Here is a 13,623-nt window from a genome sequence, read left to right on the forward strand (position 1 = left end):
TTTATTTCACACAGATTCTGCAGATTAAGGCAGATTTAATTTTGATATAGATTATATAAATCTGCGAACATATGCTTAAATCTTTTTAAATCTGCGTGAAAAAAAATCATTTTAATCCTTTTAATCTGTGGCAAGTTTTTTTTCATACTTTAGTACTTCAAATTAACACCAAATATCAAACTATATGTTTCAGAAAATTACTCTTTTAATACTTTTAACAGCCGTTGTTTCTTGTCAAAAAAAGGAATCTGTTGAGAAAGATAAAATCAAAATAGCCGATTGGCTTATTGGGAACTGGGAAAATACTTCGCCAGACGGAGTACTTTCCGAAAACTGGATCAAACTAAACGACAGTACTTTTAGCGCTGCATCTTATTTTATAAAAGAAAAAGATACTATTCATCTTGAGAACATCGTTCTTGCTCAAAAAGGCGAAACGCTGACTTATCTTGCGACTGTAAAAGGTCAGAATGATGATAAACCAGTGGCTTTTCCTTCAACTTCTGAATCTGACAAACAATTGGTTTTCGAAAATCCAAAACACGATTATCCTCAAAAAATCACTTATACAAAAGGTGCTAATAACACTTTGACTGCTGAAATTTCCGGGAATTTACAAGGGAAAATGACTACGGAAAGATTTATTATGACGAAAAAATAATGATCTCTCGCAAAGACTCAAAAGCGCAAAGGTTTTTAGCTTTTTTCTAACTGTGCGCAACTGGACTGAAGTCCAGCTCTACAAAATTTGCCGAACCGATTGTTCTTTTTTGTTGATTTTAGAATTCCGAAGGAATGGATTATACTGTAGCAACAGATTTCAATCCGTTGAAATTTAATTTATAATTTGGTTTAAAAGCTTTCTAATTATCTGCAAAAAAAACCTAAAAACCTTTGCGCTTTTGCTCCCGATAGTCATCGGGATTGCGAGAAACGAACATTCGTCTCTTAGAGTCTTTACAACAAACGTCCTCAGAAAAAAAACTTAGAACCTTAGCAACTCAGCATCTTAGTAGCTTAAAAAAAACTACTCGTTCTCCCCTATTTTATTCACCATAAAAATCATCAGAATACCTAAAAGCGCCATTACAAAAAATGCCCATTTCATACTTAGATATTCAGAGATAAACCCAACCATTGGCGGAACAAGTAAAAAACCCAGATAACCAATTGTTGAAATAGAAGTTAAAGCAGAACCACTGCTTAGTTTTGATGATCTTCCGGCGATACTAAACACTAACGGAACGACACAGGAAACTCCAAATCCAATTAAAACATAACCAAAAATAGTTGGATAAACGTATGGCATGACAAAACAAATACCAAATCCTAAGGTGATCAAAATACCGCTGTAAAGCAAAATTCGTTTTGTTCCAAATTTCATTACGCCATAATCTCCAAACAAACGCCCTAAAGTTACCGCAGTTGCAAAAAATACAAATGCCGCGCTGGTTAGTTTGGGAGAAGCTTTCAAAATATTCTTAAAATAAATACCACTCCAATCGTACATGGTATTTTCGCAAGCCATAGAAACAAAACAGATCAAAGCAAACTTTATTAGATTTTTTTCCGGCATCGAAAAGAACTTCTTCTTAACCGGTTCAGGCTCATTATGAATACTTACAGGATAAAAACAAGCTGTAAGTCCCATTAGAAAAATACTTACTCCCAGCAAATGATAAACAGGCGTAATATTCTGTGTAACCATTATGTAACCAAAACCTGCTCCGGAAAAAACTGCAATACTCCAAACTGCATGAAAACGCGTTATGATTGATTTGGGATATAACTTTTGAACCTCCAGAGATTGTGCATTAATAGATAAATTAAAAATATTGCGGGAAGCTCCAAACATTAAAAGTATAATAACTAACTGCCATACAAATGCAGCCAAACCAGGCAACGACAAAGCAATATTAAACATGATTGCTCCTAACAACATAATATAACGGCTGCTATATTTATTTAACAACATTCCTGTAAAAGGCATTGTTAACATTAAACCTATTGGAAATGCAAATAAAACAGCACCAAATTCAGCTTCAGACAAATGCAATTGCGCTTGGATGTGTGGAATTCGGGATACCCAGGAAGAGTATCCAAATCCGGAGATGAAAAAAAATACAGTATTGGCTAAACGGAATCCTTTTGGCGAATTTTGCATTTTTTTTAAGAAGGGTAAAATCATGTAGTAACTCTGTTTAATGCTGCAAAATTAAGCTTTTAAAGGCAATCTATTTCAAGATTGTTCTTTCTAATTTCTAAGTCCGCTTTACAACGTCAAAAATCATTATTAGTATTTATTCTAAATAAATATTGTTTAAATAATATTAAACTTTACATTTGTGATAGTAAACATTAACTCTTTAATTTAATACTATGAAATCTAAAATTTTAAAATCTATAACATTTTCACTTCTAATGTTAGTTGTTAGTCCTGCCCTATTTGCTCATGCTCTTTGGATCGAAACTAAAGCAACCGGTACTAAAGGTAAAGCACAGGAAATCTCTGTTTTCTTTGGAGAATTTTCAGATAACGACATTACTGCTTCTGCTAAATGGTTCTCTGATTTAAAAGACTTTTCATTAGTAGTAATCAGTCCTTCAAACAAAGAAACGAAACTTTCTGCAACAGCTTTAGAAAATAAATATCAGGCTTTTTTCACACCAGATGAAGACGGTGTTTATACAGTAGTAATGCACCATACGGTAAAAGATGTTTACGGAACAATGAAATTGGACTATAACTCAAGTGCTACCGTTACGGTTGGTAATCCTGCAAAAGGAAACGAAGCATCAGTAAATTCAAATGTTATCAGCTTATTTTCTAAAGATGCAACAACTGCAAAACAAAAAGCTAAAATTAATGTAAATGCATTATACGAAGCTAAAGTAGCCAAAAAACAAAAAATGAAAGTAATTGCCCCAAACGGTTGGGAAAAAGAATTATGGAGTAATGAAAACGGAGAAATTTCGTTTACACCAATCTGGCCAGGAAACTATATGGTAGAATTTGCTTATACCGAAAAAGCTGCCGGAGAACATAATGGTAAAAAATATGACGAAATCTGGAAAATGGCTACTTATTTAATTACTGTAAAATAGATTGTTTTCTACCTCCTTCAACAAACCTTGCTTCTTTACAGCAAGGTTTTTTTTGTTTTTGTTTAAAAAAAATCAACTTTAACCAACAACAAAAACCATTTTACATATTAATTTTCCTGCAAATATATTTCACAAATAATTAACATATAAATAGTTACAACATTAGCCATAATTAATCTAAATAAACTTTGCGAGAGAAGATCTACCTATTTATATTTGCAAAAATTATTTTTACTTATTCTTAATAAACAACATGAAATATATTTTACTCTTCGGATTTTCATTTTTAAGTTTAGCCTCTTATAGTCAAAACTATGCAAGTTCAGAAAGCGGTTCGGCTGTAAACGACACTGTAAGAAACAAAAAAGGAGAAATTCTTAATGAAGTAATTGTTACTAAAAGCAAAGAACCAAAACCAGTAACAGCAGTTCGTTCAGGATTAAAACCAATGGATAATCCACAAACAATACAAGTTATTGGTGCTGAAATTATTGAGCAACAACAAGCAATCAGATTAAGCGAAGTAGTAAAAAATGCAAATGGTGTTTACGTAAGTTCAGCCCGTGGTGGTGCTCAGGAATCTTTTTTCTCAAGAGGATACGACATGTCAGCCAATAATATGTTTAAAAACGGATTTCGCTATAATGCTGGTTCTATCCCAGATGTTTCTGGTTTAGAGAAAGTAGAATTTCTAAAAGGAGGGTCAGCCTTATTATTTGGAAATGTTGCGCCAGGTGGAATCTTAAATCTTGTAACCAAAACACCATCGTTTAAAAAAGGCGGTGAAATATCAATGCAAATGGGTAGTTATGCTTTTTATAAGCCATCTATCGATTTTTATGGTCCTTTAACTAAATCTATTGCTTTTAGAATTAATGGATCATATGAAAACTCTGAAAGCTTTAGAGATGTAGTAAAAAACGAACGTTTATACATAAATCCATCTTTACTTTTTGATGTAAGCAAAAAAACACAAATTACTCTTCAAGGAGATTATTTAACAGCAGACTGGACTCCGGATTTTGGAACTGGAATCATAGGAAAACAAATTTTAGACTTGCCACGTAATGCTTTTTACGGATCTCTTTGGTCTAATGGTAATACAAAATCTGCCAGCGCATCCGCATTATTAAATCATGACTTCAATAAAAACTGGAAACTTAATTTTAATAGTTCATTCCAGACTTACAACAGAACCCAAAAATCAACAGCACAATTGTCTAATTTAGATGATACTAAAATATACCCAACACCTGGCTACTGGAATAGAGGATTAACTCAAGGGAAAAACTTAGAGCAAATTCTTGGAGACCAATTAAGCCTGCAAGGAAACTTTAGTACCGGATCTGTAAAACATCAGATATATACAGGTGTAGATTGGGAAAATTCATTTGCAACTGCTTATACTTATGCTTTTAACGAAAAAGCAGTTAAGGTAAATGGTAAATATGATCCGAATCTTTATGATACTATCTATCTTTTTGATTTCGATCCTTCGACACAAAGAAATGATATTCCGAATGCAAGAGCTACTCAAATCGCAAAAACGGAAACCAATCGTTTTGGTGCCTATTTTCAAGACTTGATTTCTATTACAGATAAATTCAAGGTTTTAGCTGGTGTTCGTTGGTCTTGGCAAGAAGCTGAAGTAACAACTTACAAAGAAACCCTTGCTAGCGGAGTTCAAACCGTAAGCCCGGAAAAAACAACACCCGTTGTTGGTAGTAAAAAACTAGATAATGCTTTTTCTCCAAAATTTGGATTAATTTACCAACCAACAAAAGAAATCTCTTTGTTTGGTAGCTACTCAAGTTCATTTACACCAAATACAGGAACAACTGCAGATTTAAAACCAATTGCTCCATCGATTATTGATCAATATGAAGCAGGAATTAAAACAGATTTCTTACGCGGACTTTTTAGTGCAAACTTTACGGTTTATCAAATTACGAACAGTAATTTAGCACAAACAGCCGAATTTAAAGCAGACGGAACAACTCCAAATATTGACACTAACGTAAAAGTCTTAAGCGGGGAAACTAAAAGTAAAGGTATTGAAATTGATATTACAGCAAGACCAACTGAAGGTTTAAACATTATTGCAGGTTACAGTTATAATGATATGCGCTATACACAAACATCTGGATTAAACGGAAGTTTTATAGAAGGTGATCGTTTAGCAAGAACTCCCGCAAACACAGCAAATTTAAGTTTCTTCTACACGCTGCAAGATGGTTTCTTTAAAGGAGTTTCTGTTGGAGCAATCGGAAATTATATTGGAAAAAGAACTGGAGGTTGGAACAATCAATACGATTCTACTAAACCAAACGGAATCTGGGATAGAGAAATCCCTTTAGAAGGTTACACAACAATAGACGTGTCAGCTGGTTATACTTGGAAAAAAATCTCAATCTTATGTAGATTATCAAATATTACAAATGAATTGAACTATACTGTTCACGAAAATTACAGTGTGAATCCAATTGCACCTCGTCAGATTATGACAAGCTTAAGATACAAATTCTAAAAATTTGAATTAGATTTTAATCAACCAAAGCTTTTTCTGTTTCTTTCTTTTGAAAAGCAGAAGAAGCTTTGATCTTTATAAAAAACCTCATTTAGTGATAAATGAGGTTTTTTGTTTTGACTAAAAAGAAGTAAAAACAGAATTACTAATGACATAGGGTTGTCACCAGATGTAATTTACTTTGTAATCTAAACATCCAAAAAATGAATAAATTAGATTTAACAAAGACAGATAAGATATATTATACTGCCAAAGCTAAGCCTCAAATAATACATATCGAAAAAGCACATTATTTATCAATTGTGGGCAAAGGTGATCCTTCAGGTGAAGCATTTGCAGATAATATTCAGGCGTTGTATCCAACAGCTTATGCGATAAAATTTATGTGCAAAACATTAAATAATGATTTTGTTGTTCCAAAGCTTGAAGCTTTATGGAGTTTTGATGAAGAAAAATACAATAATATATCTATTGATGAAGCACCATTAAAAATTCCAAGAAGCGAATGGAATTACAGACTCATGATTAGAATGCCAGATTTTGTTACCAAAGAACAAGTTGAAACTGCTATTGATATTGCCATCAAAAAACAAATAAAACAAGCAGACACAATTGAATTTTATGAAATGACAGAAGGCAAAGTAATACAAATTCTTCATATTGGACCTTTTGCCAATGAGCCCGAAACGCTTAAACAAATTCAGGAGTTTTCTAAGAACAATAATTTGCAAAAAAACGGAATGCATCATGAAATCTATTTATCTGATTTCCGAAAAACGCCTCCCGAAAAATTGAAAACAATATTAAGAGAACCCGTAAAATAAAACTTAATTAAATGCAAAAATCCCAATACTAGTTTTAGTATTGGGATTTTTTATTTTTAAAAGTAAATCTGATTCTTATTTCAAACCAGCAATACTTTGCTCGATTGTAGCAATTTTTGCTAATGCATCAGCTTCTTTTTGCTTTTCGTTTGCCAGAACTTTCTCTGGTGCTCCGGCAACAAATTTCTCATTCGACAATTTTGCCTGAACAGATTTTAAGAAACCTTGTGTGTAAACCAACTCTGCGGTCAGTTTTGAGATTTCGGCTTCAACATCAATATTTCCTCCTGAAATTGGAATGAAATATTCATTTGATTTTACACGGAAAGATAATGCACCTTCAACTTTAGCTGAAACATATTCGAAAGCTGATATATTACCTAATTTCGTTACGATTGTATCAAAATATGTCGAAATGTTCTCGCTGTTGATTGCTTTCAATTCGATTGCATCTTTAAACGGAATATTTTTATCTTTTCTAATGGTTCTAATTCCTGAAATTACTTCAATTGTATTTTCAAAATCAGTAATCAAACTTGCGTTGAATAGTTTCAATTCTGGCCAAGTCGAAACAATTAAAGCTTCTTCCGGAGTTCTGTCAGCAATTAAATGCCAAATTTCCTCAGTTAAGAAAGGCATAAACGGATGAAGTAATTTCAAGTTACTTTCTAACATTTCGATTGCTTTATCAAACGTTGCTTTATTAATTGGTTGTTGATATGCCGGTTTAATCATCTCTAAAAACCAAGAACAGAAATCATCCCAAACCAATTTATAAATCGCCATTAAAGAATCTGAAATTCTGTATTTCTCAAAATTATCTTCAATGTCAACTAAAGTTTGTTGCAACTTCGCTTCGTACCATTCGATCGCTACTTTTGATGATTCCGGTTGTGGAATAGTATCTGAAACTTCCCAACCTTTAATCAATCTAACAGCATTCCATATTTTATTAGTAAATGATTTTCCTTGAAGACATAATTCTTCATCAAACATAATGTCATTTCCTGCAGAAGCACTCAAAAGTAATCCTACACGAACTCCATCTGCACCAAATTTTTCGATCAAGTCTAAAGGATCAGGAGAATTTCCTAATGACTTAGACATTTTACGACGTTGTTTATCACGAACTAAACCCGTTAAATATACATTTGTAAATGGTTTTTCACCAGCATATTCGTAACCTGCAATAATCATTCTGGCAACCCAGAAAAACAAAATATCCGGACCTGTTACCAAGTCATTTGTTGGATAATAATATTTATAATCTGCACTTTCCGGATCCATTATTCCACCAAAAACTGACATCGGCCACAGCCAAGAAGAAAACCAAGTATCTAATGCATCAACATCTTGTTTTAAGTCAGATGTTGTTAGTGAATTGTTAGATGTTCTTTCTTGTGCTAATTTTAATGCATCTTCGATGTTTTCTGCAACTACGAAATCTTCTTTTCCATCGCCATAATAATAAGCCGGAATTTGTTGTCCCCACCACAACTGACGAGAGATATTCCAATCACGGATATTATTTAACCAATGTGCATAAGTGTTTTCAAAACGTTTTGGATGCAATTTAATATCTCCATCAACCAAAACAGATTGGATTGCAGGTTTTACTAAATCTTCCATTTTCAAAAACCATTGATCTGATAATCTTGGTTCGATTACCGCTTTGGTTCTTTCAGATGTTCCAACTTTATTCAAATGGATTTCAGTTTTTGCCAAAGCTCCCATTTCTTCTAATTCTTTTGCAATTTCGGTACGAACCACAAAGCGATCTTTTCCTTGATAATGTAATCCGAAGCTATTTAGCGTAGCATCTTCATTAAAAATATCAACGATTTCAAGATTGTGCTTCTCTCCTAGCGTTTTGTCATTCATATCGTGCGCCGGAGTCACTTTTAAACATCCGGTTCCGAATTCTACATCTACATACTCATCTTCGATAATCGGAATTACACGACCACAAATAGGAACGATTGCTTTTTTACCTTTTAAATGGGTAAAACGCTCATCGTTTGGATTAATACAGATTGCAGTATCTCCAAAAATAGTTTCAGGACGTGTTGTGGCAATGGTCAAAAATTCCTCAGTTCCTTCAATTTTATATTTTAAGAAAAATAATTTTCCTTGTTGTTCTTCATAAATAACTTCTTCGTCAGATAAAGTTGTTTTTGCTTCAGGATCCCAGTTTACCATTCGATATCCTCTATAGATTAATCCTTTATTATATAAATCAACAAATGACTTAATTACAGAAGCAGACATATCAGGATCCATCGTAAATTTGGTTCTTTCCCAATCGCAAGAAGCACCTAATTTTTTAAGCTGATCAAGGATTACGCCACCATATTTATCTGTCCATTCCCAAGCATGTGCTAAAAATTCTTCGCGAGTTAAATCATTTTTATTGATTCCCTCTGCTTTTAATTTAGCTACAACTTTTGCTTCAGTCGCAATCGATGCGTGATCCGTTCCCGGAACCCAACAAGCATTGAAACCCTTAAGACGTGCTCTACGAATTAAAACATCCTGAATTGTATTGTTCAACATATGCCCCATGTGCAAGACTCCTGTCACGTTTGGCGGCGGAATTACAATTGTATAAGGTGTTCTATGATCTGGCTCTGAATGAAAATAATTGTTTTTCATCCAGTAATCATACCATTTATTCTCGATCGTCTTAGCGTCAAACTGTGCTGGAATTGTCATTTTATCGTGGATATGTTTAATTGTTGGTTTAACCGTTTAATTGTTAATTTGTTTAATCGTTGATTTGTTATGTTTTTAAACCAATTAAACGATTAAACAGTTAAACAAATAAACAGTAAAAAAAAACTGGTTCAATTTTTGTAATTATAACTGACAGCAAAAGTAAATAATTAAAGACACTATAAAAAGCGAAATAAAAATTTGTGTATTAATTAAAACAAAGTATATTTACTTACAATTTAAAATAATTTCAAATGAAAAATGTTGCCACTTTTATTGTAATCGCATTGTTTTGTACAATTGGTTATGCGCAAAACGGCCCAAAAATTGAATTTGCCGCCCTAGACAACACAATCGATTATGGAAAAATTTCTAAGGGTGATAATGGAGTTCGCTCTTTTGAATTTACAAACACAGGAGATGCACCACTATTAATTACTGCTGCAGAATCTACTGTAAGCTCAATTGTCGTTACAAAACCTGCCGCAGCTATTTTGCCAGGAAAAAAAGGAAAAATTGATGTAAAATACAATATGATTTCCGGTCCTATTCGTAAAACAATTACTGTTGAAACCAATGCTGTAAACTATCCTGACGGTAGAGTTGCCTTAAAAATTAAAGGAGAAGTTTTATAAAAACAATAAAATCTAAAAAATAATAAAAGCCGTTTCTTATTAAAGAAACGGCTTTTTTTTATGAATACAATTCTGGATTAAACCCGACAGGTTTTAAAAACCTGTCGGGTTTGTCTAGAATATGATAAAAGTTAGATTGTCTAACTTTTATTTACCAGTACATTCAACTGTTGCAAATTTATATTTTACGTTTACAAAATCAATTGGTTTATCTTTTACTAAATAAGTAACACCCATAGTGGTTTGCATCGTTCCGTTTCCTAGAATAAGTTGTTTGTCACGTTTTAAAAATGCCATTGGGTTTTTGAACTTTGTATCTTTATTGGCAGTATCAACAAAAGTATAATCTATAAATAAAGTATCACCTTTAAATTCTCCTGCTACTTCACCGGTTCTTACCGGCGCTTTAGCAACTTTCATTATCATATCTCCAGATACCTTTCCGTTTTTTAATGTATTTACTTTTAAATCAATTGTGTCTTTTTCATATATCGCTTTATAACATTGAACACTTACAACTTTTTCTCCATCAGCTTTTGCAGCTTCAAGTTCTTTCTTTTTTTCATCGTTTTTACAACTTTGGAATCCAATGCAAGCTATAAGCAAGCAAAATATAACTGGTTTTTTCATAATTAAATATTTTAAGTTCATTGTTATTTTATAAAATTAAATAAAAAAGAAGCCAAAAAAAAGGCTTCTTTTTAAAATTATATTTTTTCTTATTTCTAACAGATTTAAATCGGCTTATCTATAATTTCTTAATGACAAATTCGCTTCTTCTGTTTAATTCGTGCTCTTCTTCTGAACAGGAATCATCTGTTTTACATTTTATAATTGGCACAGATTCTCCGTAACCTTTGGCAGTAACTCTGCTTGCATTTATCCCAGACTGAATAATAAATTCTCTGGTCGAATTAGCTCTTTTTTGCGACAAGTCTTCATTAAATTTAGCATTTCCGCGCGAATCTGTATGCGAACCAATTTCGATAACCATTCCCGGATATTTATTCATCAAAGCTACAACTCTGCCTAAAACTACTTTAGATTCTTTACGGATGTACCACATATTGTAATCAAAATAAATAGGGTCTGTTTTGATTATTAATCTGTCCTTATTATCTTTTACAACATCTTTTTCCTGCTTTAAAATCTCAGCAACTTTTTCTTTCTTCTTAACTTCTGCCGCTTCCGCTAAAGCAATAGCAGCCAAAGCTTCTTTTTTCTTATTTTCCTCTTCTATAATAATCTCTTGTTTTCTTTTATTTTCTGCATTTTGCTTTTCTTCCAATTTAATTGCTTCTAAAGATTTAAGCGCCAATGAACCGTCGTTAGTTTGATATCTTACTTTTCCTATCACCAAAGTTTTCGATTCATTTGTGTATTTTTCTTTAAATGCCACAACTGTATAAGCACTTTCGCAAGCAACAGTAAAACTAAATTTCCCGTCTGAAGTTGTAGTAAATGTGCTTAATGTCTTTTTATCTGAATCTTGCAATATTACAGTCGCATTTTCAAGAACCAAATTGGTATTAATATCTGTAATTGTTCCTGCAATAAACTGCTTACAATCTTCTACAATTAAATCTTTTGTTTCTTTAAACGAATAAATATCGTCATTTCCTTTTCCGCCTTCTCTATTGGATGCAAAATATCCTTCTTTGGTATCTGAATCAATATTAAAGGCAAAATCATCCAAATTAGAATTCAAAGGCAAACCAATATTAACCGCTTTTGTATGTTCATTTCCTTTAGTTTCTGAAACAAAAACATCAAGTGATCCGTAACCCAAATGTCCATCTGAAGAAAAATAAAGTTTATTATCTGCCGAAACAAAAGGGAATTGTTCTCTTTTATCTGTATTTACTTCCGGACCTAAATTTCGCGGCGTATCAAACGCTCCTTTATTTACATTTACCGAATAGATATCAAACGAGCCTAAACTTCCAGGCATATCTGATGCAAAGTACAATACTTTTTCATCTGGACTTAGAGCAGGATGTTCTACAGAATAATTTGGACTATTGAAAGGTAATGAAACTATATTTTTCCATTTTCCGTCAACCAATTCGGCTTTAAAAATTTGAAGATTAGAAATTTTCTGATCGTTCTTTTTCCTTCTTCCTTTCTTAGAATTATTTCGCGTAAAGTAAATCGTTTTTCCATCTTTTGTAAAAATAGCATTCGATTCGTGCATTCCGGTTTTTAATTCATCAGCAAAATAACTAATATCTGCATCGGTAGAATTAATGTTTTGAAGTGGCACTTTTACAATATTCAAATAGGTTTCATTATCCCATTTAAATTTTTTATCAAATAATCCTGGTTTTAGCTTTACTCCGGCAAACACTAAATTGTCTTTATATTTTACAGCACCAAATTCAGAATTTGGAGTATTTATAGCCAGATTTTTAATCTCAAATCGTTTCCCAATTGCTGACACATTTTCTAATGTTTTAATCTCATTTTCGAAATTAGCAACATCTTCAGTTTTACCGGATTTACTGTAATATTCTCTTAAAACAGCATTTGCATCATCATAACTATTTGTAGCTTTTAGCGCCTGAGCATATCTAAAATAATAGTCCCGACTTAAATCGTTACTATAACTTTTAATTAAAAGTCTATAATAACGTTGTGCTTTTATCAGATCATTGGTATAATAATAAGAGTCTGCCAGATTTTTAATAACTTCCTGAGAAGGTTTTTCTTCGGCAAGCTTTCCATATAATGTAATGGCTTCTGCATAATATGTTTTATCAAAAAAACGTTTGGCTCTAACCAAATCATTATCCTGAGCATTTATAAACTGTATTGAAAATACGAATATAATAACGAGTAGTTTTTTCATATTTTTCATCTTAAAAGAATCTTGGCGATTTATCATATCCTTTTCCTAATAAATCTAAATCAAAAAGCAGCATAATTTCATGCGTTCCCGAATTAAACTGTCCTAAATTTGAAAGTGTATAATCATAAGCATAACCAACTCTCAAAGATGGTGTAACATTGATATTTACTAAAGCACTCACAGCATCGTCTATTCTATAAGCTGCACCAAGTTCAAACTTGTTATTATAGAGAACATTCGCCGTTAAATCTACAGAAACTGGCGCTCCTTTTACAAATTTCGCCATGAATGCAGGTTTTACCTTCCACATATCATTGACCTGAAAAACATATCCCGCAGTTAAGAAAGTATGAATCGCTTCTTCTCCAAAAGCATTAATACCTGACTTTTCTTCGATGTATTTTGATTTCAATAAATTTGGTGCTGATATTCCGGCATAAAAATTATCTCTAAAATAATAAACTCCAACTCCAATATTAGGTTTAGTAGCATTAATATCCTGAGTGAAAGCTATATCTGTAGCTGCATTTCCGGATTGTAGCTGGAATCCGTTAAAATTACTTTGCATTGACGAAAATCCGGCTTTTAGTCCTAATGAAAGCTTGTTTTTACCTCCTAAATTTAAAACATAAGCAAAGTCAGCATAAACATTATTTTCTTTTTTAGCGCCGTCTCCAATATCATCTGAGACCAATGATAGGCCAACTTCAATCTTTTCAGATAAAGCTGTATGTCCAAAAAAGGTAAAAGTTTTTGGTGCTCCGTATGCTCCAACCCATTGTGTTCTGTACAAACCACCAAAATTCATCATTAAAGGAGTTCCGGTTGCATATGCAGGGTTAACCACACTCATATTATACATATAATGGGTATATTCTGGGTCCTGCTGTGCCGAAGCGGGTAGTATATAGAGGAGAAAAAGTATAAAAAGTATTATTTTTTTCATTTGAAAATTATATTAAATAATGTAAA

General features: G+C 32.6%; 10 protein-coding genes. 5 read left to right on the top strand and 5 right to left on the bottom strand.

Going from position 1 to position 13,623, the window contains the following annotated elements; all coding sequences use genetic code 11:
• Nucleotides 1-184 precede the first annotated feature (184 nt).
• Nucleotides 185-661, top strand: a complete 477-nt coding sequence (locus tag LPB88_RS21930) for a DUF6265 family protein (protein ID WP_230717799.1) — start codon at nt 185-187, stop codon at nt 659-661.
• 366 nt (nt 662-1,027) lie between these two features.
• Here LPB88_RS21930 and LPB88_RS21935 read toward each other — a convergent pair whose 3' ends face one another.
• Nucleotides 1,028-2,164 carry an MFS transporter gene (locus LPB88_RS21935; RefSeq protein ID WP_230717800.1) on the bottom strand — a complete coding sequence of 379 codons (1,137 nt, stop codon included), beginning with the start codon at nt 2,162-2,164 and terminating at the stop codon, nt 1,028-1,030.
• Between the two features lie 215 nt (nt 2,165-2,379).
• Between LPB88_RS21935 and LPB88_RS21940 the strand changes: the two genes are divergently transcribed.
• From LPB88_RS21940 to LPB88_RS21950, 3 genes are all read left to right on the top strand, one after another.
• Nucleotides 2,380-3,105 carry a hypothetical protein gene (locus LPB88_RS21940; RefSeq protein WP_230717801.1) on the top strand — a complete coding sequence of 242 codons (726 nt, stop codon included), beginning with the start codon at nt 2,380-2,382 and terminating at the stop codon, nt 3,103-3,105.
• Nucleotides 3,106-3,358: 253 nt separating this feature from the next.
• Nucleotides 3,359-5,632 carry a TonB-dependent siderophore receptor gene (locus LPB88_RS21945; RefSeq protein WP_230717802.1) on the top strand — a complete coding sequence of 758 codons (2,274 nt, stop codon included), beginning with the start codon at nt 3,359-3,361 and terminating at the stop codon, nt 5,630-5,632.
• A 203-nt stretch (nt 5,633-5,835) separates the two neighbouring features.
• The gene (locus tag LPB88_RS21950; RefSeq protein WP_230717803.1) at nt 5,836-6,456 is read left to right on the top strand and encodes a GyrI-like domain-containing protein; all 621 of its coding nucleotides are present in this window, start codon (nt 5,836-5,838) and stop codon (nt 6,454-6,456) included.
• Between the two features lie 75 nt (nt 6,457-6,531).
• Here LPB88_RS21950 and LPB88_RS21955 read toward each other — a convergent pair whose 3' ends face one another.
• Nucleotides 6,532-9,168, bottom strand: coding sequence for a valine--tRNA ligase (locus LPB88_RS21955; RefSeq protein ID WP_230717804.1), 2,637 nt, complete (start codon nt 9,166-9,168; stop codon nt 6,532-6,534).
• A gap of 254 nt (nt 9,169-9,422) precedes the next feature.
• Between LPB88_RS21955 and LPB88_RS21960 the strand changes: the two genes are divergently transcribed.
• Nucleotides 9,423-9,803: a DUF1573 domain-containing protein gene (locus LPB88_RS21960; protein ID WP_230717805.1), complete on the top strand. Its 381-nt coding sequence runs from the start codon at nt 9,423-9,425 to the stop codon at nt 9,801-9,803.
• Between the two features lie 147 nt (nt 9,804-9,950).
• On the opposite strand, the gene LPB88_RS21965 is transcribed toward LPB88_RS21960, so the two are convergent.
• The 3 genes from LPB88_RS21965 to LPB88_RS21975 form a co-directional block, all read right to left on the bottom strand.
• Nucleotides 9,951-10,433, bottom strand: coding sequence for a hypothetical protein (locus LPB88_RS21965; RefSeq protein ID WP_230717806.1), 483 nt, complete (start codon nt 10,431-10,433; stop codon nt 9,951-9,953).
• 118 nt (nt 10,434-10,551) lie between these two features.
• A complete protein-coding gene (locus LPB88_RS21970; protein ID WP_230717807.1) occupies nt 10,552-12,651 on the bottom strand; it encodes an OmpA family protein in 2,100 nt (699 codons plus the stop codon).
• Nucleotides 12,652-12,661: 10 nt separating this feature from the next.
• Entirely contained in the window at nt 12,662-13,597 is a 936-nt protein-coding gene (locus LPB88_RS21975) for a type IX secretion system membrane protein PorP/SprF (RefSeq protein ID WP_230717808.1), read from the bottom strand.
• Nucleotides 13,598-13,623: the final 26 nt, after the last annotated feature.

The organism is Flavobacterium sp. JAS, assembly GCF_020991455.1.
GTDB lineage: Bacteria > Bacteroidota > Bacteroidia > Flavobacteriales > Flavobacteriaceae > Flavobacterium.

Coding starts and splice junctions, on each gene's coding strand:
- LPB88_RS21930 (WP_230717799.1), top strand. CDS start 185: ATGTTTCAGAAAATTACTCTTTTAATACTTTTAACAGCCGTTGTTTCT.
- LPB88_RS21935 (WP_230717800.1), bottom strand. CDS start 2,164: ATGCAAAATTCGCCAAAAGGATTCCGTTTAGCCAATACTGTATTTTTT.
- LPB88_RS21940 (WP_230717801.1), top strand. CDS start 2,380: ATGAAATCTAAAATTTTAAAATCTATAACATTTTCACTTCTAATGTTA.
- LPB88_RS21945 (WP_230717802.1), top strand. CDS start 3,359: ATGAAATATATTTTACTCTTCGGATTTTCATTTTTAAGTTTAGCCTCT.
- LPB88_RS21950 (WP_230717803.1), top strand. CDS start 5,836: ATGAATAAATTAGATTTAACAAAGACAGATAAGATATATTATACTGCC.
- LPB88_RS21955 (WP_230717804.1), bottom strand. CDS start 9,168: ATGACAATTCCAGCACAGTTTGACGCTAAGACGATCGAGAATAAATGG.
- LPB88_RS21960 (WP_230717805.1), top strand. CDS start 9,423: ATGAAAAATGTTGCCACTTTTATTGTAATCGCATTGTTTTGTACAATT.
- LPB88_RS21965 (WP_230717806.1), bottom strand. CDS start 10,433: ATGAAAAAACCAGTTATATTTTGCTTGCTTATAGCTTGCATTGGATTC.
- LPB88_RS21970 (WP_230717807.1), bottom strand. CDS start 12,651: ATGAAAAAACTACTCGTTATTATATTCGTATTTTCAATACAGTTTATA.
- LPB88_RS21975 (WP_230717808.1), bottom strand. CDS start 13,597: ATGAAAAAAATAATACTTTTTATACTTTTTCTCCTCTATATACTACCC.